Consider the following 21,946-nt stretch of genomic DNA (forward strand, 5'->3'; position numbering starts at 1 on the left):
TCAATGGTGATGCCGACGCACCTTGCGTATCACCATCCACCGCGGCGCCCGAAACCGCACGATGCTCACATACAGCCACACATACGTGAGCGCGAACAGCACGACGAACGTGAACAGGTGAACCGTGTGCCGCCAGAACAGCGTCGCCGGAATCACCGCGACGAGGCACAGCAGCCACAGATACGGCGACGTCAGCGAATTGCGCCGCGTCAGGTCGTGCGCGGTCTTCGTGCCGACCGCCCAGCGCATCAGGCGCTTGTAGACGAGCATGTGCAGGTGCACGCCGTCCGGAATCCCCGGCGACATGCCGCGCACGAACTTTTTCCGGTAGATCGAGAAGCAGGTCTCGAAGATCGGATACATGAACAGCAGCACCGGGTACCACGCGGACACCTCGCGGTTGCGCATCACCAGCAGGATCGCGAGCTCGGCGAGCATGAAGCCGATGAAGTACGCGCCGCCGTCGCCGAGAAAGATCAGCCCGGCCGGGAAGTTCCACACGAAGAAACCGAGCACCGCGCCCATCATGATGAACGACGCCGACATCACGACCGGGTCGCCGACCTGGAACGCGACGTACGCGAGCGATGCGAACATCATGAAGCTGACCATCGACGCGAGCCCGTTGAAGCCGTCGATGATGTTGACCGCATTCGCGAGCGCCGCGACGGCCAGCACCGTCACGAACGCGGAGATCGCGACGTAGCCGAGCAGGAAGTCGAGCGGCGGCACGCTGATGCGCGTGACCGCGATGTGCAGCACGCCGAACGCGAGCGCGGCCGCGCCCATCGTGCACAGTAGCCGTGCGCGCGGCGACACGCGCTTGGTCAGGTCTTCGACCAGTCCGGACAGGAAGGCTGGCATTCCGCAGGCGACCAGCCCGAGGATGCTGCCGGCGATGGTCGGGTAGCGCTGCGTCAGCAGCAGCGCCGACGCGACGACCCCGGCCAGGATCCCGATGCCGCCGACCCGCGGCACGGGCCGCACATGGAATTTCTGCACGCCGGCCAGATCGCTGTCGACCGAGAACTTCTCGTGCAGATGGGCGTAGCGCACGATGAAGAGCGTGACGAGCAGGGAAACGATGAAACCGGACGCGAAGCTGAGCATGGGATTGCTCGGAAATGGGACAGCGGATTATACAAAACCGTGCGGGTTGTTTTCCTGCCAGCGCCAGTGGTCGACGCACATTTCGTCGAGGCCGAACTTCGCGCGCCAGCCGATGACGTCGGCGGCGGCCCGCGGGTTCGCGTAGCACTCGGCGACGTCGCCCGGACGGCGCGCGACGAGCTCGTACGGCACCGGCCGGCCGGACGCCTTCTCGAACGCGCGCACGACTTCCAGCACGCTGTAGCCCTGGCCCGTGCCGAGGTTCACGACGAAGCTCGCGTCGCGCTTCACCAGCGCATCGAGCGCGGCGATGTGCCCTTGCGCGAGATCGACGACGTGGATGTAGTCGCGCACGCCGGTGCCGTCCGGCGTCGGGTAGTCGGAGCCGAACACGCGCAGCTTCGCCAGCTTGCCGACCGCGACCTGCGCGACATACGGCATCAGGTTGTTCGGGATGCCGGCCGGATCCTCGCCGATCAGGCCGCTCGCGTGCGCGCCGACCGGGTTGAAGTAGCGCAGCGTCGCGATCCGCCACGACGGGTCGGACAGCTCGAGGTCGCGCAGCACCTGCTCGGCGATCAGCTTCGACTGGCCGTACGGGTTGGTTGCCGACAGCGGGAACGATTCGTCGATCGGCGAGCGCTCCGGCACGCCGTAGACGGTCGCCGACGAACTGAACACGAACTGCTTCACGTTGCGCTCGCGCATCACCTTGAGCACCGTCAGCAGGCCGCCGATGTTGTTGCGGTAGTACTCGAGCGGCTTCGCGACCGATTCGCCGACCGCCTTCAGCGCCGCGAAATGAATCGCGCCGGTGATCGGGTGCGCGTCGAACACCTTGCCGAGCGCCGCCTCGTCGCAGACGTCGACCTGATGGAACGCGGGCGTCTTGCCGGTGATCTGCGCGACGCGCCGCACGGACTCGGCCTTGCTGTTGACGAGGTTGTCGACGATGACGACGTCGTAGCCGTGATCGATCAATTCGACCGCGGTGTGCGAGCCGATGTAGCCCGCACCGCCCGTCACGAGAATCGTTCCCTTCGTGGTCATGGCTTCGTGCTCCTTTCAGAGAGAGACGCCCGTCAAGGCGCGTATGGTGATTGTGTATCGTTCGACGACCTTCTGCTCGTCGAACTCGGCGACGACCTTCTGCCGGCCGCGCCGACCCATCGCCGCGCGGCCGTCGGGGCCGAGCTCGATCATCTGCGTGAGGCGCGCGGCCAGGCTCGCGCTGTCGCGGACCCGGCACAGCAGGCCGGTGTCGCCGTCGGCGACGACGTCGCGGCAGCCCGGCACGTCGGTCGCGACGATCGGGCGGCCCATCGCGGACGCCTCCATCAGCGTGCGCGGCACGCCTTCGCGGTACGACGGCAGCACGACGCAGTCGGCGGCGGCGATGTGCGGCCGCACGTCGTGCGCTTTGCCGAGGTATTCGACGACGCCTTCGCGCACCCACGCGTCGACGTCGTCGCGGCCGATCGCGCTGGGGTTGTCGACGCCGAGCGGGCCGAGCAGCTGGAAGCGCGCGCGCGGATGCCGAGCGCGCACGACGCGCGCGGCCTCGACGTACTCGCGCACGCCCTTGTCCCAGAGCAGCCGGCCGATCAGGATGAACACCGGCGCGTCATCGGCCGGCAGCGGCGCGGGCGAGAACTGCTCGAGATCGACGCCTTCGCCGTGCAGGAGGCGCGCGCGCTCGGGATGCGCGAGCAGCCGCTCGTCGGTGAAGGTCGCGAGGTCGTCGCGGTTGAGGAACCAGACTTCGCGCGGGAAGCGGAACGCGAACCGGTAGAGCCGCTTCGCGATGCTCGCCGCGCGGCTCTTCTGGATGAACACGTAGCCGAGCCCGGTCGTCACGGCGACCGACGGCACGCGCGCGAGCCATGCGGCGACGGAGCCGTAGATGTTCGGCTTGATCGTGTAGTGGAACACGAGGTGCGGCTGCAGCGCACGGTAATGGCGATACAGCGCGGCGAGCGTGCCGAGGTCCTCGCGCGGGCTCGTGCCCTTCGACGCGACCGCGAGCGGCACGTAGCGGCAGCCCATCTGCTCGAGCAGCGGCACCGTGCGGTCGTCGGGCGCGGCCACGATCACCTCGGCGCCGCGCGCGACGAGCATGCGGATCAGACCGTGGCGATACGTATAGATCGCCCATGCCGTGTTGCAGACCAGCACGATGCGCAGCGGGGAAGAGGCGGCCATGAAAAAAACCAAAAAAATAAAGCGTCGAAAAAGCCGAATATGCGTTAAGCGGACGGCCGCGCAGCGAACAGCGTCTGCTTGATCCGCTGCAGCGTGCGGTACGGCGTCACGAAATGCAGCAGGGTCTTGGCGAGCCCGGCCCAGTCATACGGGTTCAGCGCGTTGAAATGGCGCAGCAGCAACGAGAGCGTCGACATCAGCTGGCGGCGCCGCTTGGTCGCGCTGATCCCGCCTTCGTTGAGCTCGTAATAGAGCCCGAGTTCCGGCAGGTTCGCGCAATCGTAGCGTTGCATTAAGCGTAAAAAAAGGTCGAGATCCTCGGCGGCGCGGTATTTCACGCGATAGTTGCCGACCTCGCGCACGGCGTCGACGCGCAGCATCACCGACGGATGCACGAGCGGCGAGCGCAGGAAGCGCGTGCGGCGCAGCGCGCGCGGATCGGCGGGCGGCGTCAGCATGAAGCGCGGCTCGCCGGCGCGCGACACGACCTGGGTCCACATGCCGACGCAGGCGACGCGCGGATGCGCATCGAGATACGCGCGCTGCTTCGCGAGCCGCTCGGGCGCGGCGAGATCGCCCGCGTCGATGCGCGCGGCATAGCGGAAGCCGCGCGCCGCGAGCGCATCGATGCCGGCCGCGAGCGCGCGCTCGATGCCGCCGTTCTGCGGCATGCGCAGCACCTCGATCGCGAGGCCGGGCAGGTCCGGCACGGCAAGCGGCGGCGTGCTGCCGTCGTCGACGACCAGCACGCGCACCGGCGCGTCCTCGCGAAACGACGCGAGGGTCCGGACGACATCGTCGTGCGCGTTGTAGGCCGGCATCAGCACGGCCACGTCGTCGAGCGGGCCGGCGTCGCGCGGCGCGGAAATAGGGGGCGTCATGGGCGCAGCTTGAATCGAATGTAATAAAAATTTACCGCGGCGGCGGCAAGATAGCCGCCGGCCAGCCCGACGAGCGCGCCGTACAGGCCGAGCCGCGGGATCGCGAGCAGGTTGACGAGCGCGGCGATCGCGAGCGCGAGCGCCCATTTCGACAACAGGACGAATTTTGCTTGATATTTGAGAACGATAAGATTGCCTATCGCCTCGATGCCGGCCGGCACGGACAGCCAGACGGCCCAGCGGAAGATGTCGACCGACGCTTCGTAGCCGGGCCCGAACACCTTGCCGATGATGAGCGGCGCGGCGGCATCGAGCATGAGCGCGCCGGCGGTCATCAGGGCGGCCGTCATCGCGATCAGCCGGACGATGTTGCGGCGCAGCCGCGCGACGTCCTCCACGCGGTAGACGAAGGCGGGCGCGATCGTCTGCGCGAGCATCAGCGCGAGCGTGATCCAGTTCTCGTTGAGCTGCTGCGCGGCCGCGTAGCGGCCGAGATCGGCGAACGACACGTGGCGCTCGAGCATCAGGCGGTCGAGCTTGAGGAACAGGTACATGCAGATGAGGCCGAGCCAGAACACCGTGCCGGCGGTCGCGAAGTGCCTGAACGTCGGCCGGTCGACGCGCCAGCCGAGCGCGCCGCCGTGGCGCTGCCGGTAATACAGCAGCAGCGCGATGCCGATCGCGGCGGCCTCGAGCGCCCACAGCCACGCGAAGCGGGCGGGGCCGGCGGCGGCGCGCACCAGCAGCCAGACGAGGAGCGCCTTGACGAGCGCCGCAGCCATGCTGGTGACGAGCTGCGGCTTGCTGTAGGTCATGCTCTGCAGCCACGCGTTGACGACGCCGACGAACGGCTCGCGGAAGACCATCGTCACCGCGAGCCCGGCGAGCATCGCGCCGACGAGCGGGTCGAACGCGCCGGCGGTGATCGCGACCCAGGTCGCGGCGAGCGCGGCGGCCGACACGGCGATGCGCAGCGCAAACGCGCTGCCGAGCACCGCGCCGAGCTGTCCGGCGCTCCGCTGCACGATGGTCGGAACGAGGATTTCCGCGCCGCACACCCAGGTGAGCGGCGCCAGCACGAGGAGCAGCGTATTCGCATACTGCCATTTGCCGAACACGTCCGGCCCGAAATAACGGGCCAGAAGGCCGCTGATCGCGATCGCGACGCCGATCTGCGTGAGCCGTTCGAGCCCCAGCCAGACGAGGTTCGCGACGGCTTTCGCGACGTCCGGATTGGCGAGGCGCTTCAGCATGGTGCGCCGCGCCGGCGCGCGCGTCGGAGGGGCGCAATGGCGCCGGCAGGCGAGCGCGTTGCGGCGGCGGGACGGCTAGGCATTAAAATGGGCGGTATCCGCGTAATCAAAACGAGCGATTATAAGTTGTATCGGGATCGCTCCCGCCATCCCGGCCCGTCCGGACAAGCCCCGGGCGCGAGCCCCGGCGCCGGCGACGAGGCGGCCAACGTTTTCCATGCAGGCAACCGAGAGTGAATCGATGATTTCCCAATCCATCTTCAAGGCATATGACATTCGCGGCGTGATCGGCAAGACGCTCGACGCCGACACGGCGCGCGCGATCGGCCGTGCGTTCGGCAGCGAAGTGCGCGCGCACGGCGGCGACGCGGTTGTCGTCGCGCGCGATGGCCGGCTGTCCGGGCCCGAACTCGTCGGGGCGCTCGCCGACGGCCTGCGTGCGGCGGGCGTCGACGTCGTCGACGTCGGCATGGTGCCGACGCCGGTCGGCTATTTCGCGGCGAGCGTGCCGCTCGCGCTGAAGGGCGGCGAGCGCCGCGTCGATTCATGCATCGTCGTCACGGGCAGCCACAACCCGCCGGACTACAACGGCTTCAAGATGGTGCTGCGCGGCGGGGCGATCTACGGCGAGCAGATCCAGGCGCTGTACCGCCGCATCGTCGACGAGCGCTTCGAGACGGGCAGCGGCACCTATGAGCAGTTCGACGTCGCGGAGCAGTACATCGCCCGCATCGCCGGCGATGTCAAGCTCGCGCGGCCGATGAAGCTCGTCGTCGATGCCGGCAACGGCGTCGCCGGGCCGCTCGCGACGCGCCTGTTCAAGGCGCTCGGCTGCGAGCTGGTCGAGCTGTACACCGACATCGACGGCACGTTCCCGAACCACCATCCGGATCCGGCTCACCCGGAAAACCTGCAGGACGTGATCCGCGCGCTGAAGGAAACCGACGCCGAGCTCGGCTTCGCGTTCGACGGCGACGGCGACCGCCTCGGCGTCGTCACGAAGGACGGCCAGATCATCTTCCCGGATCGCCAGCTGATGCTGTTCGCCGAGGAAGTGCTGTCGCGCAACCCGGGCGCGCAGATCATCTACGACGTGAAGTGCACGCGCCATCTCGCGCCGTGGGTGAAGAGCAAGGGCGGCGAGCCGCTGATGTGGAAGACCGGCCATTCGCTCGTGAAGGCGAAGCTGCGCGAGACCGGCGCGCCGCTCGCGGGCGAGATGAGCGGCCACGTGTTCTTCAAGGACCGCTGGTACGGCTTCGACGACGGCCTCTACACGGGCGCGCGCCTGCTCGAGATCGTCGCGAAGTCGGCCGACCCGAGCGCGCAGCTGAACGCGCTGCCGGACGCGATGTGCACGCCGGAACTGCAGCTGTGGCTCGAAGAGGGCGAGAACTTCCGCCTGATCGAGAAACTGCAGCAGGAAGCGAAGTTCGACGGCGCGGACGAGGTCGTGACGATCGACGGCCTGCGCGTCGAGTATCCGGACGGCTTCGGCCTCGCGCGTTCGTCGAATACGACGCCCGTCGTCGTGCTGCGCTTCGAAGCCGAGACGCAGGACGGCCTCGCCCGCATCCAGGAAGACTTCCGCCGCGTGCTGACGGCGGCGAAGCCGGACGTGAAGCTGCCGTTCTGAACGCGGGCGGCGACGCGTTCGCCGCCTGGCGTTTGCCCGGGACCGCCCCAGAAAAGCGGCGCACGCGCAACGCGTGCCGCCGCTTTTTGCCTGTCGGGGCGGCCGGGCGCGATAAAATCCCCTCTTTATGCCTGTCGCCGGCCGTCCGCCGGCGTTTTTTCAGCGTGCAAAAGATCCTGATCGTGCGCGTGTCGTCGCTGGGCGACGTCGTGCACAACATGCCGGTGATCGCCGATATCCGGCGGCGCCATCCCGATGCGCAGATCGACTGGCTCGTCGAGGAAAGCTTCGTCGACCTCGTGCGGCTCGTCGACGGCGTGCGCGACGTGCTGCCGTTCTCGCTGCGCCGCTGGCGCAAGAAGCCGTTCGCGGGCGCGACCTGGCGCGAAATCCGCGCGTTCCGCAAGCGGCTCGCGGCAGAGCGCTACGACCTCGTGATCGACTGCCAGGGGCTCATCAAGACCGCGTGGGTCGCGAGCTGGGCGCGCGGCCCGCTCGTCGGCCTCGGCAACCGCACCGACGGCGCCGGCTACGAGTGGCCGGTGCGTTTCTTCTACGACAAGCGCGTGCCGATCGAGCCGCGCACGCACGTCGTCGAGCGTACGCGGCAGCTCGTCGCGGCCGCGCTCGGCGACCCGGCGCCGACGCCCGCCGACCCGATCGACTTCGGCCTCGACACGCGCGCGGCGTCGCTCGCGGTGGCCGCGCTCGGGCTGAACCTGCCGGTGCCGTACGTGGTGTTCGTGCATGCGACGTCGCGCGCCGACAAGCAATGGCCGGACGCCGCGTGGATCGAGCTCGGCCAGTCGCTCGTGCGGCGCGGCGCGTCGCTCGTGCTGCCGTGGGGCAACGACGCGGAGCGCGCGACCAGCGAGCGGCTCGCGAAGGAGTTCGGCGCGGCGGCGATCGTGCCGCCGAAGCTGTCGCTGCCGGCGGTGGTCGGGCTGATCGACGGCGCGGCGGCAACCGTCGGGGTTGACACAGGTCTGGTTCACATCGCGGCCGCGCTGAAGCGTCCGACGGTCGAACTGTACAATTTCGCGACGGCCTGGCGGACCGGCGGCTACTGGTCGCCGAACGTCGCCAACCTGGGCACGGCGGGGCAGCCCCCGTCGATCGCGCAGGTGAAGTCGGCGCTCGCGGGCTTCGGTCTCCTGTAACTGCACGCACCCCAAGACCATGAGCGAATCCCAGATCATCGAAGTCTCGTCCGCCGACTGGCGCGGGCACAATCTGTCGGTGCCGCGCGAGCAGTTGCTGGCCGCGGTCGAAGAAGGCAAGGTGCTGTATTTCCCGCACCTGCGCTTTGCGATCGAAGGCGGCGAGGAAGCGCTGCTCGATCCGGCGCTCGCCGATCCGAAACGCAAGAACATCAGCCTCGCGCCGAACGGCGGCGCGCTCGCCGGCGTGCTCGGCGACGGCGTCACGCAGTCGGCGGTGCGCGCGCTCGTCGCGCGCTTCCAGCAGCAGGCCGGCTCGCTCGTCGATGGCCTCTTTCCCGAATACCGCGGCAAGCTGCGCGTCGCGCCGACGAGCCTGCGCCTGATGCAGGTCGAGACGCGCCAGACGTCGTGGCGCAAGGACGACAGCCGGCTGCACGTCGACGCGTTCCCGTCGCGCCCGAACTACGGCGAGCGGATCCTGCGCGTGTTCACGAACGTCAATCCGGCCGGCGCGCCGCGCGTGTGGCGCGTCGGCGAGCCGTTCGAGGCCGTCGCGAAGCGCTTCCTGCCGCGCATCCGGCCGCAGCTGCCGGGCTCCGCGTGGCTGCTGAACCTGCTGCACGTGACGAAGACGCCGCGCAGCGCGTACGACCACCTGATGCTGAACCTGCACGACAGCATGAAGGCCGATCTCGACTACCAGAAGAACAGCCCGCAGGAGACGATGCCGTTTCCGCCGGGCAGCGTGTGGATATGTTTCTCGGATCAGACTTCGCACGCTGTGATGTCCGGCCAGTTCATGCTCGAGCAGACGTTCTTCCTGCCGGTCGACGCGATGGTCCGGCGCGATTGCGCGCCGCTCGGCATTCTCGAGCGCCTGATGGGCAGGGCGCTGGTTTGAACGCGCGCCGCAATCGACGTCAAGAGGTGGCCGGTTCATGCTGAGGATGATTTATCGCGCGCTGTGGTGGCTCGTCGCGCCGCTGGCCGTCGTGCGCCTGTACCTGCGCTCGCGCAAGGAGCGCGGCTACCGCGAGCATATCGGCGAGCGCTTCGGCTACGGGCCGGGCCGCGCGCCGGACGACCGCGCGCCGCTGATCTGGGTGCATGCGGTGTCGGTCGGCGAGACGCGCGCGGCGCAGCCGCTGATCGACGCGCTGATCAACGCGCGCCCGGACGCGCGCATCCTGCTCACGCACATGACGCCGAGCGGCCGCGCGACCGGCACGCAGATCTTCGGCGATCGCGTGCTGCGCTGCTACCTGCCGTACGACATGCCGGGCGCGGTGCGGCGCTTCCTGCGCGCATGGCGGCCGACGCTCGGCCTCGTGATGGAAACCGAGGTGTGGCCGACGCTGATCGACGAATGCCGCCGCGCGGACGTGCCGCTCGTGCTGACCAATGCGCGGATGTCCGCGCGTTCGTACAAGCGCGCGGCGAAGTTCGGCGCGGCGACGCGCGACGTGTTCGGCGGCTTCTCGCGGGTGCTCGCGCAGAGCCCGGCCGATGCGGAGCGCCTGAGCTCGCTCGGCGCGCGGCATGTGACGGTGCTCGGCAACCTGAAATTCGACATGACGACGCCGCCCGAACTCGCGGCGCGCGGCCATGCGTGGCGCGACGCGATCGGCGCGCGCCCGGTGTGGGTCGCGGCGAGCACGCGCGAGAACGAGGAAGCGCTGGTGCTGCAGGCGTTCGAAGCGGTCAGGACGCCCAACGCGCTGCTGATCCTGGTGCCGCGCCATCCGCAGCGTTTCGGTGAAGTCGAGGCGCTCGTCGCGCGCAGCAATCTCAAGTGCGTGCGGCGTTCGGCCTGGGCGGCGGATGCCGCTGCGCTCGCCGCGGGCCAGCCGGCGGCGGCGCCGCTGCCGGCCGACGTGACGGTGCTGCTCGGCGATTCGATGGGCGAGCTGGGCGCGTACTACGCGGCGGCCGACGTCGCGTTCATCGGCGGCAGCCTGCTGCCGCTCGGCGGGCAGAACCTGATCGAAGCGTGCGCGGTCGGCGTGCCGGTGCTGATCGGGCCGCACGTGTTCAACTTCACGCAGGCGACCGCCGATGCAGTAGCAGCGGGCGCCGCGCAGCAGGTGCAGGATCCCGCGGATCTCGGCCGCGTGCTCGACGCGCTGTTCGCCGACAAGGCGCGGCGCATCGCGATGGGCGCGGCCGGCGCGGCCTTCGCGGCGCGTCATCGCGGCGCGACCGCGCGGACGGTCGACGTGCTGGCGGCGCTGCTGCCGGCCGCCGAGAACGGCGCGCGCGCGACGCAGGACGAGTAGGCACGGCGCGTATCCGCATCGGCAGGCCCGCGAGCGCGGGCCTGCCGCCTTCGCTCAGACCTTCAGCAATCCTTTCTTCTCGATGAACGCGACGACGTCCGCGACGCCGTCGAGCACCTTCAGGTTAGTCATCACGTACGGCCGGGCGCCGCGCATCTTCTTCGTATCGGACGCCATCACGTCGAGGTTCGCGCCAACGAGCGGCGCGAGGTCGGTCTTGTTGATCACGAGCAGGTCCGACTTCGTGATGCCCGGCCCGCCCTTGCGCGGGATCTTCTCGCCGCCGGCGACGTCGATCACGTAGATGGTCAGGTCCGACAGCTCGGGGCTGAACGTCGCCGCGAGATTGTCGCCGCCGGACTCGATGAACACGATGTCCGCCTCCGGAAAGCGCGCGAGCATCCGGTCGACCGCTTCGAGGTTGATCGACGCGTCCTCGCGGATCGCGGTGTGCGGGCAGCCGCCCGTCTCGACGCCCATGATCCGTTCCTCGGGCAGCGCGCCCGCGACCGTCAGCAGGCGCTGGTCTTCCTTCGTGTAGATGTCGTTGGTGATCGCGACGAGGTCGTAGGTGTCGCGCATCGCCTTGCACAGCATTTCGAGCAGCGTGGTCTTGCCGGAGCCGACCGGGCCGCCGATGCCGACGCGCAGCGGCGGCAGCTTCTTCGTGCGGCGGGCGGACGGGGAGTAGGGTGCGTTCATGGCGGGTAGCGTGTAGGTCAGGAGCGGAACAGCCGCGAATACTGGGTCTCGTGCCGCGCGGACAGGATGCCGAGCTGCGGCGCGAACGTGTTGATCCGGTCGGGCGGCGTCGCAAGCGCGCGCTGCACGGCCGCGTCGATCGCGCCGCGCAGCGCGACGATGATCTTCTGGCCGGCGAGCTGGCCGAGCGGCACCGCCTTCAGAGCGGCGGACGTCTGGTTCTCGACCCAGCCGAACGCGTACGCGGCGAGCGTCGCGTCGGCGCGCGCGCCGTGCGCGGCCGCCGCATAGGCGAACGCGGTCGGCAGCGCGATCGGCGTGATTGCCGCCAGCGTCGCGCGGCGCGCGGCGTCGCCCCATTCGAGCGACGTGCACAGCTGCGCGAGCGACCAGCCCATCTGTTCGGTTTCGCGGCGCAGCTCCGCCGATTCGCGGCTCGCGACGAACCATGCGTTTTCGCGGGCGAGCGCGTCGGCGTCGTGCACGTGCCAGCGCGCGAGCTGGTGCGCGAGAAACGGCAGCTCGCCGTGCGCGAGCACGTCGGCGAGGCCGCTCGCGATCCAGTCGCGCGCGCCGTCGGCGTCGCGGATCAGGTTCGCGTCGAGCGCCGCCTCGAGTCCCTGCGAATAGCTGAACGCGCCGATCGGCAGCGCGGGAGACGCGAGGTGCAGCAGCGCGACGAGTTCAGTGGTGTTCATGGCCGTGGCCGTGTGCGCATCCGGGGCCGTGCTGGTGATCGTGATCGTGCGAATGCGAATGGCCGTGGTGCTCGCCGAACACCTGCTGCGCGAGCGCATAGTCTTCGGCGAAGGTCGCGTCGTGGCCGTGCCGGTGCCCGCCGCCGTACGCGCCGGCTTCCGGCTGGAACGGCGCGTCGACCTGTTCGACCTGCGTGCCGAGCCGGCGCAGCATGTCCGCGAGCACGGGATCGGCCTCGAGCAACAGGCAGCCGTCGCCGATCTCGACCGGCGTGTGGCGGTTGCCGAGGTGGTAGGCGGCGCGCATCAGCGTCAGCGGATCGGCCGCGCGCACGCGCAGCACGGCTTCGGGCGCGGCGGCGACGCGCACGAGCGCGCCGTCGTCGGCGACGAGCACGTCGCCGTCGCGCAGCACGGTGCCGCGCGGCAGCACGAGCGCGACTTCCTCGCCGGTGTCGAGCGTCGCCGCGAGGCGGCTCTTGCAGCGGGCGTCGTACGCGAGCGTGAGCGTCGGCGCGCGCGCGACGAGCGACGCGGCGAGCTTCACGTTCGGGGCAATGCGTTTGTCGAGGGTGCGCATGGATCGGAAATGGATCGGAAATCGTCAGAACAGGAAATAGCGCTGCGCCATCGGCAGCACCGCGGCCGGCTCGCAGGTGAGGAGCTGGCCGTCGGCGATCACGTCGTAGGTTTCCGGGTCGACGCTGATCGCGGGCCGCCACGCGTTGTGGATCATGTCGGCCTTCGTCACGTTGCGGCAGTTGCGCACCGGCACGATGCGCTTCGCGAGCCCGTAGCGCTCGGCAATGCCGGCGTCGGCCGCCATCTGCGACACGAACGTCAGCGACGTGCGCGCGAGCGCGCCGCCGCGCGTCGCGAACATCTCGCGATAGTGGACGGGCTGCGGCGTCGGGATCGACGCGTTCGGGTCGCCCATCTGCGCCATCGCGATCATCCCGCCCTTCAGGATCATCGTCGGCTTGATGCCGAAGAACGCCGGTTCCCACAGCACGAGGTCCGCCCACTTGCCGGGCTCGATCGAGCCGACCTCGTGCGCGATCCCGTGCGTGAGCGCCGGGTTGATCGTGTACTTCGCGACGTAGCGCTTCGCGCGGAAGTTGTCGTGGCGCGCGTTGTCCTCGGGCAGCGCGCCGCGCTGCACCTTCATCTTGTGAGCGGTCTGCCAGGTGCGGATGATCACCTCGCCGACGCGGCCCATCGCCTGCGAGTCGGACGACAGCATCGACAGCGCGCCGAGGTCGTGCAGGATGTCCTCGGCCGCGATCGTCTCGCGGCGAATGCGCGATTCGGCGAACGCGAGATCCTCGGCGATCGACGGATCGAGGTGATGGCACACCATCAGCATGTCGAGGTGCTCGTCGAGCGTGTTGATCGTGTACGGGCGCGTCGGGTTGGTCGACGACGGCAGCACGTTCGCCTCGCCGCACACCTTCAGGATGTCCGGCGCATGGCCGCCGCCCGCGCCCTCGGTGTGATACGTGTGGATCGTGCGGCCCTTGAACGCGGCGACCGTCGATTCGACGAAGCCGGCCTCGTTCAGCGTGTCGGTGTGGATCGCGACCTGCGTGTCGGTGTCGTCCGCGACCGACAGGCAGTTGTCGATCGCGGCGGGCGTCGTGCCCCAGTCCTCGTGCAGCTTCAGCCCGATCGCGCCGGCCGCGATCTGCTCGACGAGCGGCTGCGGCAGGCTCGCGTTGCCCTTGCCGAGGAAACCGAGGTTGATCGGCCAGCCGTCGGCGGCCTGCAGCATCCGCTCCATGTGCCACGGTCCCGGCGTGCAGGTGGTCGCGTTGGTGCCGGTCGCGGGCCCCGTGCCGCCGCCGAGCATCGTCGTGACGCCCGACGCGAGCGCTTCGTCGATCTGCTGCGGGCTGATGAAGTGGATGTGCGTGTCGATGCCGCCCGCGGTCACGATCAGCCCTTCGCCGGCGATCACTTCGGTCGCGGCGCCGATCGCAATCGTCACGCCCGGCTGGATGTCCGGGTTGCCGGCCTTGCCGATCGCGGCGATGCGCCCGTGCTTGATCGCGATGTCAGCCTTCACGATGCCCCAGTGATCGAGGATCACCGCGTTCGTGATCACCGTATCGGGCACGTCGGCGGCGACGCGCTGCGACTGGCCCATCCCGTCGCGGATCACCTTCCCGCCGCCGAATTTCACTTCCTCGCCGTAGATCGTGCAGTCGCGTTCGATCTCGATCAGCAACTCGGTATCGGCGAGACGGATGCGGTCGCCCGTCGTCGGCCCGAACATCTCCGCGTACGCGCGGCGGCTCAAGCGTAGTGTCATGTCGTCGTAGTCCTGAAGCGGGGCGCTCAGAGCGGCCCCATCACCTTGCCCTGGAAACCGTAGACGGCGCGCGCGCCGGCCAGCTCGACGAGCTCGACCGTGCGAGTCTGGCCCGGCTCGAAGCGCACCGCGGTGCCGGCCGCGATGTTGAGCCGGAAGCCGCGCGCGGCCGCGCGATCGAACGACAGCGCGTCGTTGACTTCGTGGAAGTGGTAGTGCGAGCCGACCTGCACCGGGCGGTCGCCGGTGTTCGCGACCGTCAGCACGAGCGTCGCGCGGCCCGCGTTCAGCTCGTGCTCGCCGTCGTCGGTGAGGATTTCGCCGGGAATCATGCGGGGGGCCTCAGGGAATCGGATGGTGGACCGTGACGAGCTTCGTGCCGTCCGGGAAGGTCGCTTCGACCTGGATGTCGGGAATCATCTCGGGCACGCCGTCCATCACGTCGTCGCGCGTGAGCAGCGTCGTGCCGTAGTGCATCACCTCGGCGACGGTCTTGCCGTCGCGCGCCGCTTCCATCAGCGCGGCGGTGATGAACGCGACCGCTTCCGGATAGTTGAGCTTGAGGCCGCGCGCACGGCGGCGCTCGGCCAGCAGCGCTGCCGTGAAGATCAGCAGCTTGTCTTTTTCGCGGGGAGTCAGTTTCATGAAGGCAAGCGTTCAGGAAAACGTAATTTTTCTCGGTGCACTGCAGGCGTGCGGAAGGGCGGTTCATCGTAGCACCGCATTATCCGGCGCGCCGTGTGTATCGAAGATGTAAGGAGCAAGCTGCGTGCCATGCATGCGGAACCGCGCCGGATGCGCGTTCGTGGTGCGCGCCGCATGTGCGGCGTGCGGCGCCGGGTGCAACGCTGCGCCGAAATGGGGCGTTCAGGCGGGACGGGTCAGGTTTGCCAGAGCCGCAGCGGCTGCGCGGCGACCCCGTGCACGATCGGGCGCAGGTGCAGCCAGCAGTCGACGAAGTGCCGTTGCAGCGCTTCCATCGACACTGCGAGCGCACGCACGAGCACGACGCCCGGCGTCACGCAGGTCGCGCCCGCGCGCAGCGTGGCGTCGAACGGCATCCGTTCGGCGAGCGATTCCGCGAGCGCCGCGTCGCACGCGGCGCCGATCGCCCACAGCGTGCCGTAGGCCGGGAAGCCGGCCAGCGCCTGCGGCGCGTCGCGCAGCGCGTCGTCGGCGTCGAGCAGCGCGCGCTCGGCCCACAGCGGCTGGCCGGCGGCGTCGACGATGGCCGACGTCGACGCGATGCGGCCCGCCGACCACGCTTCGCCGGCCGCCTGCCGGCCGAGCTGCGTCGCATCCCAGCCGAGCGCGCTCGCGCCCGCGCCGAGCGTCAGCGTGAAGTCGAGCGACGCGTGCGCGGAGTCGAAGAACAGGTTGTTCTGCGGCAGCCAGTCGAGCTTCGCGTGCTCGCCGAGCACGATGCCGATGCGCTGCGTCGCGTCGAGGCCGTTCGACTTGTACCACTTGGTCGCGCCGGGCGTCGTCAGCGCCGCGTGCGCGCCGTCGCCGAGCGCGATGTCGAGGTCGAGCCGGTCGCCGCCCGCGACGCCGCCCGGCGGATGGACGATCACCGCGTGGCAGATCGCGTCGCCTTCCGGATACAGCGGCCGCTGCACGCGCAGCGGACCGTCGTGCAAGCGATGGACGAGCGTGGTGCGCGCGCCGTGCCGCTCGAAGCCGAGTTCGAGACGGGCGAGCCACGACTTGGCGACGGCGGGGCGGGACAGCGACAGGTGGGAATCGGGGGCGGACATCGGCGGGCAGGGCACGGGAAACGGGCGCGGGAAACGTCGATGCTACCGGAACAAAAATGCCGATGCCGCCGTTGTCGAAAGCGCCGCCCGTCAGACCGCGATCAGCTCCCGCACGCCGTTGGTCTCCATGTCCCGCGCATCGCCGCCCGCGACGATCTCCCCGCGGCTCATCACCCAGTAATGGTCGGCGATCGAGCGCGCGAAGTCGTAGTACTGCTCGACGAGCAGCACCGTCATCTTCGTTTCGTCGACGAGCTGCCGCAGCGTGCGGCCGATGTCCTGGATGATCGACGGCTGGATCCCTTCGGTCGGCTCGTCGAGGATCAGCAGCTGCGGCTCGCTCATCAGCGCGCGGCCGATCGCGAGCTGCTGCTGCTGGCCGCCCGACAGGTCGCCGCCGCGCCGCGCGCGCATGTCCTTCAGCACCGGAAACAGCTCGTAGATGCGGTCGGGCACCTTCGATGGCGCTTTCCGGCTCGCCGCGCCGACGAGCAGGTTTTCCTCGACGGTGAGCCGCGGAAAGATGTCGCGGCCCTGCGGCACGTAGGCCAGCCCGGCCGCGACGCGCGCATACGGCGGCAGCGCGCCGAGCGTTGCGCCGCGCCACGCCACCGTGCCGCTTTTCGCGGCGACGACGCCCATCAGGCAGCGCAGCAGCGTCGTCTTGCCGACGCCGTTGCGGCCGAGCAGCACCGTCAGCTTGCCGTCGTCGGCGGAGAGCGTCACGTTGCGCAGGATATGGCTGCCGCCGTAGTACTGGTTCAGCGAGTCGATCTTCAGCATGGCATCAACGTCCGAGATAAGACTCGATCACCGCGTCGTCGCGCTTGACCTGATCGAGCGTGCCGTGCGCGAGCACCGCGCCTTCGGCCATCACCGTCACGCGCCCGGTGTCACCCGCGAGCGCCGCGACGAACTCCATGTCGTGCTCGACGACCATCATCGAGCAGGTGCCGCGCAGCGTGTTCAGCAGGTCCGCGAGCTCCATCGTCTCGTGATCGGTCATGCCCGCCGCGGGCTCGTCGAGCAGCAGCAGCGCGGGGCGCTGCATCAACAGCATGCCGATCTCGAGCCGCTGCTTCTGCCCGTGCGACAGCTCGCCGGCCGCGCGGAACGCGTGTGCCTCGAGGCCGATCAGCGCGAGCGTCTCCTCGATCTTCGCCTGCGCGGCCTTGTCGAGCCGCGCGCGCAGCGACGCGAGCCAGCCCTTGTCGGTCTGCATCGCGAGCTCGAGGTTTTCCCATACCGGGTGCTGCTCGAACACGGTCGGCTTCTGGAACTTGCGGCCGATGCCCGCGCGCGCGATTTCCGGCTCGCTCATCCGCGACAGGTCGAGCGTCTGGCCGAGAAACACCTTGCCCGCAGCGGGACGCGTCTTGCCGGTGATCACGTCCATCATCGTCGTCTTGCCCGCGCCGTTCGGGCCGATCACGCAGCGCAGCTCGCCCGCGTCGATCGACAGCGACAGCCGGTTCAGCGCGCGGAAGCCGTCGAAGCTCACTTCGATATCCTCAAGATAGAGGATCGTGCCGTGCGACGTGTCGATGCCGGGCGGCACGACGCGCCCCATCGACGCCGTGCCGCTGACCGCGAGCAATTCGTCCTCGCCCGGCGGCGCGAACTGGTAGAGGGCGGTTCCGTTCATGCGCGTTTCCCCTTCGCGATGGCGGCCTCGACGAGACCCATGATCCCGCGCGGCAGCAGCAGCGGCACGAGCACGAAGATCAGGCCCAGGAAGAACAGCCAGTATTCGGCGAAATACGCGGTGAAAAAGCTCTTCGCGCCGTTCACCGCGAACGCGCCGACGATCGGCCCGATCAGCGTGCCGCGTCCGCCGACGGCGACCCAGATCGCCATCTCGATCGAATTGCCCGGCGACATCTCGCCGGGGTTGATGATGCCGACCTGCGGCACGTACAAGGCGCCTGCGACGCCGCACAGCACGGCCGACGCGGTCCACACGAACAGCTTGTACGCGAGCGGGCTGTAGCCGAGGAACATCAGCCGCGTCTCGCCGTCGCGCACCGCGGCGACGACGCGGCCGAGCTTACTCGTGACGATCGCGCGCGCCGCGACGAACGCGAGCACGAGCGTCGCGAAGGTCAGCAGGAACAGCACCGTGCGCGTGCCGGGCGACGTGATCGGGAAGCCGGCGATGCGCTTGAAATCGGTGAAGCCGTTGTTGCCGCCGAAGCCGGTCTCGTTGCGATAGAACAGCAGCATCGCGGCGAACGTCAGCGCCTGCGTGATGATCGACAGGTACACGCCCTTCACGCGCGAGCGGAACGTGAAGAAGCCGAACACCCACGCCAGCACGGCGGGCGCGAGCACGACGAGCGCGAGCGCAACCGCGAGATGGTCGGTGCCGCTCCAGTACCACGGCAGCCGATGCCAGTCGAGAAACACCATGAAGTCGGGCAGGTCGCTGCCGTACTTGCCGTCGCGGCCGATCTCGCGCATCAGGTACATGCCGATCGCATAGCCGCCGAGCGCGAAGAACAGGCCGTGGCCGAGACTCAGGATGCCGCAGTAACCCCACACGAGATCGAGCGCGAGCGCGGCGATCGCGTAGCACATCAGCTTGCCGGCGAGCGTCATCGCATACGCGGACAGGTGGAACGCGCTCGACTCGGGCACGACGAGCGCGGCGAGCGGCACGCCGACGCCGATCGCGACGCACAGCGCGACGAGCGCGAGCCACGCGCGGCGCGACAGCAGCGCGGGGCGGGACGGCAGGCCGAGCGCGAAGCCGGCGTCCGCACGCGCGGCGGCGGGCGGCGTCGGCGCGTCGGCGACCGGGTTCGACAGCGAGTCGGTGATTGAAGTCACGTCAAGCCTCCGCGCTGCGTCCCTTGAGGGCGAACATGCCCTGCGGACGTTTCTGGATGAACAGCACGATCATCACGAGCACCGCGATCTTCGCGAGCACCGCGCCCCAGAACGGCTCGATCGCCTTGCTGACGAGGCCGAGCCCGAAGCCGCCGAGCACGGTGCCGGCGAGCTGCCCGACGCCGCCCAGCACGACGGCCATGAACGAATCGATGATGTAGTTCTGGCCGAGATCCGGGCCGACGTTGCCGATCTGCGACAGCGCGCAGCCGCCGAGGCCCGCGATGCCGGCGCCGAACGCGAACGCATACGCGTCGACGCGCGCGGTCTTCACGCCGACGCACGCGGCCATCCCGCGGTTCTGCGTGACCGCGCGCACGAACAGGCCGAGCCGCGTCTTCGTCAGCACGGCCCACGCGATGAAGACCACCGCGAGCGCGAACGCGAGGATGACCAGGCGGTTGTACGGCAGGATCAGGTTCTGCATCACGGTCACGCCGCCGCTCATCCATGACGGGTTCACGACCTGCACGTTCTGCGCGCCGAACAGCATCCGCATCGCCTGGATCAGGATCAGGCTCACGCCGAAGGTCGCGAGCAGCGTCTCGAGCGGGCGGCCGTACAGGTGCCGCAGAACGAGCCGCTCCAGCACGATGCCGACGAGCGCGGCCGCCGCGAACGACGCGGGCACCGCGACGAGCGGATACCAGTCGAACGCGGCCGGCGCGAAGCGCTGCACCAGCGTCTGCACGACGTAGGTCGCGTACGCGCCGATCATCAGGAATTCGCCGTGCGCCATGTTGATCACGCCGATCAGGCCATAGGTGATCGCGAGGCCGAGCGCGGCGAGCAGCAGCACGCTGCCGAGCGACAGGCCCGCGAACACGGTGCCGGCGATCTCGCCGCGGCGCTGCAATGCGTGCAGCGCGTCGAGCCCTTGCTGCGCGGCGTCGCGCACGCGCGCGTCGGATTCGGCGAAGCTGCCGTCGGCGTTCTTCGCGACGAGCGGGCGCAACTGCTCGATCATGTCGAGATCGCGGCGCGCGGCGACGAGCCGCACCGCGTCGAGACGCTTCGCCGGATCGGCGTCGTGCAGCGCGGCGATCGCCCACAGCGCGTCGAGACGGCGCTTGAGCGCCGGGTCGGTTTCCTTGGCGCGGGCGCGGTCGATCATCGGCTGCAGCGCGGGATCGGGCGACTTCAGCAGCGCGTCGATCGCGTCGCGCCGCGCGGCGACGTCCGGCGACGCGAGCGCGAGGCCCGACAGCGCGGCGGCGATCTTCGTGCGCAGCAGGTTGTTGAGCATCACCGGCTGCGCGTCGCCGGGTTGCGCGGCCGCTTGCGTCAGCGCGTCGTGCGCGGCGTCGCCGGTCTGGATCAGGATGCGGCCGTCGTCGGTCGCGAGCGCGTCGCCGGACGACAGCGCATTGAGCAGCGTCACGGCGTGCGGATCGGGATCGGCGGCGAGCCGTTCGATCGCGGCGGTCTTCGCGTCGAAGTCGTCGCCGGCGAGCGCGGCGGTGTCGGCGGCCGTCAGCGCGAAGGCCGGGCGCGGCGCGACGCCGGCGAGGGCCGCGCACGCGACGAGCGCGACGGCGGCGCGGCGGAGGAGAGTCGGCATCAGGATGTCCTGGCAGGCGTGGAGAAGAGGGCGCGTGCGGCGCGACGCGAAGCTCGCCGCAGCGTTGCCGTAACCGGCGCACCGCACGCAGGCGCGCGGCGCGCCGGATCGCATCAGGCCAGCGCCGCGCGCTGCCGGCGCAGGAACGCCGGGATCGAGCTGACGATGTCCGGCTTGCCCTGGTTGCCGGCGATGAACGGGCTCCACGGCTGCGCGCGAACGGCGGTCTTGGTCTTCCACACGACGTTGAACTGCCCGTCGCCGCGGATCTCGCCGATCATCACCGGCTTGTGCAGGTGATGGTTGCCGTCCATCGTCAGCGTGAAGCCGGACGGCGCGGCGACGCTCTGGCCGATCATCGCGACGCGCACCTTGTCGACGTCGGTGCTCTTCGCCTTCTCGACCGCCTGCTTCCACATGTGGATGCCGACGAAGGTCGCTTCCATCGGGTCGTTGGTCACGCGCTTGGCGCCGCCGGGCAGGTTGTTCGCCTTCACCCACGCGGCGAACTGCTCCTTGAACTTCGTGTTCGCCGGGTTCTTCACCGACATGAAGTAGTTCCACGCGGCGAGGTGACCGACGAGCGGCTTCGTGTCGATCCCGCGCAGTTCCTCCTCGCCGACCGAGAACGCGACGACCGGCACGTCGGTCGCCTTGATCCCTTGGTTGCCGAGCTCCTTGTAGAACGGCACGTTCGAGTCGCCGTTGATCGTCGAGATCACGGTCGTCTTGCCGCCTTGCGAGAAGTTCTTGATGTTCGCGACGATGGTCTGGTAATCGCTGTGGCCGAACGGCGTGTAGACCTCCTGAATGTCGGCCTCCTTCACGCCCTTCGACTTGAGGAACGCGCGCAGGATCTTGTTGGTCGTGCGCGGATACACGTAGTCGGTGCCGAGCAGGAAGAAGCGCTTCGCGCCGCCGCCTTCGGTGCCCATCAGGTACTCGACCGCGGGAATCGCCTGCTGGTTCGGCGCGGCGCCCGTGTAGAACACGTTGCGCGACATTTCCTCGCCCTCGTACTGCACCGGATAGTAGAGCAGGCCGTTCAGCTCCTCGAACACGGGCAGCACCGATTTGCGCGACACCGAGGTCCAGCAGCCGAACACGCACGCGACCTTGTCCTGCGTGAGCAGCTGGCGTGCCTTCTCCGCGAACAGCGGCCAGTTCGACGCGGGATCGACGACCACCGGCTCGAGCTTGCGGCCCAGCACGCCGCCGTTCTTGTTGATGTCGGCGATCGTCATCAGCGCGGTGTCCTTCAGCGACGTCTCGGAGATCGCCATCGTGCCGGACAGCGAATGCAGGATGCCGACCTTGATCGGGCCGCTGCCCGCCTCGGCCGCGCGGGCGAACGGGCTCTTGCCCGCGAGCGCGAGCGCGCCGGCCATCGATCCGAACTTCAACAGACTGCGACGTTTCATCGAGTTCCCCTTGACGTGTTGGATGTGCGTGCGCCGTTGCGGCGTCGACCATCGGTATTACGCAAGGCATGTGCCAGCCGCGCGCG

Annotated in this window: 21 protein-coding genes; 4 read left to right on the forward strand and 17 right to left on the reverse strand. The window is 69.3% G+C overall.

The annotated features are described in order from the left end of the window. Genes B7P44_RS04555 through B7P44_RS04575 form a run of 5 tightly spaced genes read right to left on the reverse strand, consistent with a single transcriptional unit; the run spans position 1 to position 5,446 of the window. Positions 1–1,110: an MraY family glycosyltransferase gene (locus B7P44_RS04555; protein ID WP_084901179.1), complete on the reverse strand. Its 1,110-nt coding sequence runs from the start codon at positions 1,108–1,110 to the stop codon at positions 1–3. Between the two features lie 27 nt (positions 1,111–1,137). After that, positions 1,138–2,160: a UDP-glucose 4-epimerase GalE gene (gene galE / locus B7P44_RS04560; protein ID WP_084901182.1), complete on the reverse strand. Its 1,023-nt coding sequence runs from the start codon at positions 2,158–2,160 to the stop codon at positions 1,138–1,140. A gap of 15 nt (positions 2,161–2,175) precedes the next feature. Further along, entirely contained in the window at positions 2,176–3,312 is a 1,137-nt protein-coding gene (locus B7P44_RS04565; RefSeq protein ID WP_084901185.1) for a glycosyltransferase family 4 protein, read from the reverse strand. Positions 3,313–3,356: 44 nt separating this feature from the next. Beyond that, positions 3,357–4,193, reverse strand: coding sequence for a glycosyltransferase (locus B7P44_RS04570; protein WP_084901187.1), 837 nt, complete (start codon positions 4,191–4,193; stop codon positions 3,357–3,359). Further along, a complete protein-coding gene (locus B7P44_RS04575; protein ID WP_084901190.1) occupies positions 4,190–5,446 on the reverse strand; it encodes an oligosaccharide flippase family protein in 1,257 nt (418 codons plus the stop codon). The genes B7P44_RS04570 and B7P44_RS04575 overlap by 4 nt, the downstream gene beginning before the upstream one ends. 241 nt (positions 5,447–5,687) lie before the next feature. Between B7P44_RS04575 and B7P44_RS04580 the strand changes: the two genes are divergently transcribed. The 4 genes from B7P44_RS04580 (at position 5,688) to waaA (ending at position 10,521) form a co-directional block, all read left to right on the forward strand. Further along, positions 5,688–7,082, forward strand: a complete 1,395-nt coding sequence (locus B7P44_RS04580; RefSeq protein ID WP_084901193.1) for a phosphomannomutase/phosphoglucomutase — start codon at positions 5,688–5,690, stop codon at positions 7,080–7,082. 164 nt (positions 7,083–7,246) lie between these two features. After that, positions 7,247–8,242, forward strand: coding sequence for a lipopolysaccharide heptosyltransferase I (waaC, locus tag B7P44_RS04585; RefSeq protein WP_084901196.1), 996 nt, complete (start codon positions 7,247–7,249; stop codon positions 8,240–8,242). 19 nt (positions 8,243–8,261) lie between these two features. Beyond that, a complete protein-coding gene (locus tag B7P44_RS04590) occupies positions 8,262–9,146 on the forward strand; it encodes a Kdo hydroxylase KdoO (RefSeq protein ID WP_084901199.1) in 885 nt (294 codons plus the stop codon). 37 nt (positions 9,147–9,183) lie between these two features. Further along, positions 9,184–10,521 (forward strand): lipid IV(A) 3-deoxy-D-manno-octulosonic acid transferase, encoded by a 1,338-nt coding sequence (gene waaA, locus B7P44_RS04595; RefSeq protein WP_084901202.1) that lies wholly within the window; start codon positions 9,184–9,186, stop codon positions 10,519–10,521. A 54-nt stretch (positions 10,522–10,575) separates the two neighbouring features. On the opposite strand, the gene ureG is transcribed toward waaA, so the two are convergent. From ureG to urtA, 12 genes are all read right to left on the reverse strand, one after another. Beyond that, positions 10,576–11,223: an urease accessory protein UreG gene (gene ureG, locus B7P44_RS04600; RefSeq protein WP_084901206.1), complete on the reverse strand. Its 648-nt coding sequence runs from the start codon at positions 11,221–11,223 to the stop codon at positions 10,576–10,578. Between the two features lie 17 nt (positions 11,224–11,240). Next, entirely contained in the window at positions 11,241–11,921 is a 681-nt protein-coding gene (locus tag B7P44_RS04605) for an urease accessory protein UreF (protein ID WP_084901209.1), read from the reverse strand. Further along, a complete protein-coding gene (ureE, locus tag B7P44_RS04610; protein ID WP_084901212.1) occupies positions 11,908–12,501 on the reverse strand; it encodes an urease accessory protein UreE in 594 nt (197 codons plus the stop codon). Before ureE ends, B7P44_RS04605 begins: the two co-directional genes overlap by 14 nt. A gap of 24 nt (positions 12,502–12,525) precedes the next feature. Next, on the reverse strand, positions 12,526–14,232 hold the full coding sequence (ureC, locus tag B7P44_RS04615; protein ID WP_084901215.1) for an urease subunit alpha: 1,707 nt from the start codon (positions 14,230–14,232) through the stop codon (positions 12,526–12,528). A gap of 26 nt (positions 14,233–14,258) precedes the next feature. Then, on the reverse strand, positions 14,259–14,564 hold the full coding sequence (locus B7P44_RS04620) for an urease subunit beta (RefSeq protein ID WP_084901218.1): 306 nt from the start codon (positions 14,562–14,564) through the stop codon (positions 14,259–14,261). A 10-nt stretch (positions 14,565–14,574) separates the two neighbouring features. Further along, positions 14,575–14,877 (reverse strand): urease subunit gamma, encoded by a 303-nt coding sequence (gene ureA / locus B7P44_RS04625; RefSeq protein WP_006406310.1) that lies wholly within the window; start codon positions 14,875–14,877, stop codon positions 14,575–14,577. Between the two features lie 236 nt (positions 14,878–15,113). Next, positions 15,114–15,989 carry an urease accessory protein UreD gene (locus tag B7P44_RS04630; RefSeq protein ID WP_084901221.1) on the reverse strand — a complete coding sequence of 292 codons (876 nt, stop codon included), beginning with the start codon at positions 15,987–15,989 and terminating at the stop codon, positions 15,114–15,116. A gap of 90 nt (positions 15,990–16,079) precedes the next feature. Then, positions 16,080–16,772, reverse strand: a complete 693-nt coding sequence (gene urtE / locus B7P44_RS04635; RefSeq protein ID WP_084901224.1) for an urea ABC transporter ATP-binding subunit UrtE — start codon at positions 16,770–16,772, stop codon at positions 16,080–16,082. Positions 16,773–16,776: 4 nt separating this feature from the next. Continuing rightward, on the reverse strand, positions 16,777–17,634 hold the full coding sequence (gene urtD, locus B7P44_RS04640) for an urea ABC transporter ATP-binding protein UrtD (RefSeq protein ID WP_084901227.1): 858 nt from the start codon (positions 17,632–17,634) through the stop codon (positions 16,777–16,779). Continuing rightward, positions 17,631–18,818, reverse strand: coding sequence for an urea ABC transporter permease subunit UrtC (gene urtC / locus B7P44_RS04645; protein ID WP_084901230.1), 1,188 nt, complete (start codon positions 18,816–18,818; stop codon positions 17,631–17,633). The genes urtD and urtC overlap by 4 nt, the downstream gene beginning before the upstream one ends. 1 nt (position 18,819) lies before the next feature. Next, the gene (urtB, locus tag B7P44_RS04650) at positions 18,820–20,439 is read right to left on the reverse strand and encodes an urea ABC transporter permease subunit UrtB (RefSeq protein WP_084906413.1); all 1,620 of its coding nucleotides are present in this window, start codon (positions 20,437–20,439) and stop codon (positions 18,820–18,822) included. Positions 20,440–20,552: 113 nt separating this feature from the next. After that, complete coding sequence (gene urtA, locus B7P44_RS04655) at positions 20,553–21,860, reverse strand: urea ABC transporter substrate-binding protein (RefSeq protein WP_084901233.1); 1,308 nt, start codon at positions 21,858–21,860, stop codon at positions 20,553–20,555. Positions 21,861–21,946 lie beyond the last annotated feature (86 nt).

The sequence above is a fragment of the Burkholderia ubonensis subsp. mesacidophila genome, assembly GCF_002097715.1.
In the GTDB taxonomy this organism is placed as follows: Bacteria; Pseudomonadota; Gammaproteobacteria; order Burkholderiales; family Burkholderiaceae; genus Burkholderia; species Burkholderia mesacidophila.

Excerpts from the sequence above, each read along its gene's own strand:
- B7P44_RS04555 (WP_084901179.1), bottom strand. The coding sequence starts at position 1,110 with ATGCTCAGCTTCGCGTCCGGTTTCATCGTTTCCCTGCTCGTCACGCTC.
- B7P44_RS04570 (WP_084901187.1), bottom strand. The coding sequence starts at position 4,193 with ATGACGCCCCCTATTTCCGCGCCGCGCGACGCCGGCCCGCTCGACGAC.
- B7P44_RS04580 (WP_084901193.1), top strand. The coding sequence starts at position 5,688 with ATGATTTCCCAATCCATCTTCAAGGCATATGACATTCGCGGCGTGATC.
- B7P44_RS04575 (WP_084901190.1), bottom strand. The coding sequence starts at position 5,446 with ATGCTGAAGCGCCTCGCCAATCCGGACGTCGCGAAAGCCGTCGCGAAC.
- ureE (WP_084901212.1), bottom strand. The coding sequence starts at position 12,501 with ATGCGCACCCTCGACAAACGCATTGCCCCGAACGTGAAGCTCGCCGCG.
- waaA (WP_084901202.1), top strand. The coding sequence starts at position 9,184 with ATGCTGAGGATGATTTATCGCGCGCTGTGGTGGCTCGTCGCGCCGCTG.
- ureA (WP_006406310.1), bottom strand. The coding sequence starts at position 14,877 with ATGAAACTGACTCCCCGCGAAAAAGACAAGCTGCTGATCTTCACGGCA.
- B7P44_RS04620 (WP_084901218.1), bottom strand. The coding sequence starts at position 14,564 with ATGATTCCCGGCGAAATCCTCACCGACGACGGCGAGCACGAGCTGAAC.
- ureC (WP_084901215.1), bottom strand. The coding sequence starts at position 14,232 with ATGACACTACGCTTGAGCCGCCGCGCGTACGCGGAGATGTTCGGGCCG.
- galE (WP_084901182.1), bottom strand. The coding sequence starts at position 2,160 with ATGACCACGAAGGGAACGATTCTCGTGACGGGCGGTGCGGGCTACATC.
- urtE (WP_084901224.1), bottom strand. The coding sequence starts at position 16,772 with ATGCTGAAGATCGACTCGCTGAACCAGTACTACGGCGGCAGCCATATC.
- ureG (WP_084901206.1), bottom strand. The coding sequence starts at position 11,223 with ATGAACGCACCCTACTCCCCGTCCGCCCGCCGCACGAAGAAGCTGCCG.
- B7P44_RS04565 (WP_084901185.1), bottom strand. The coding sequence starts at position 3,312 with ATGGCCGCCTCTTCCCCGCTGCGCATCGTGCTGGTCTGCAACACGGCA.
- urtB (WP_084906413.1), bottom strand. The coding sequence starts at position 20,439 with ATGCCGACTCTCCTCCGCCGCGCCGCCGTCGCGCTCGTCGCGTGCGCG.
- B7P44_RS04630 (WP_084901221.1), bottom strand. The coding sequence starts at position 15,989 with ATGTCCGCCCCCGATTCCCACCTGTCGCTGTCCCGCCCCGCCGTCGCC.
- B7P44_RS04605 (WP_084901209.1), bottom strand. The coding sequence starts at position 11,921 with ATGAACACCACTGAACTCGTCGCGCTGCTGCACCTCGCGTCTCCCGCG.
- B7P44_RS04590 (WP_084901199.1), top strand. The coding sequence starts at position 8,262 with ATGAGCGAATCCCAGATCATCGAAGTCTCGTCCGCCGACTGGCGCGGG.
- urtD (WP_084901227.1), bottom strand. The coding sequence starts at position 17,634 with ATGAACGGAACCGCCCTCTACCAGTTCGCGCCGCCGGGCGAGGACGAA.
- urtA (WP_084901233.1), bottom strand. The coding sequence starts at position 21,860 with ATGAAACGTCGCAGTCTGTTGAAGTTCGGATCGATGGCCGGCGCGCTC.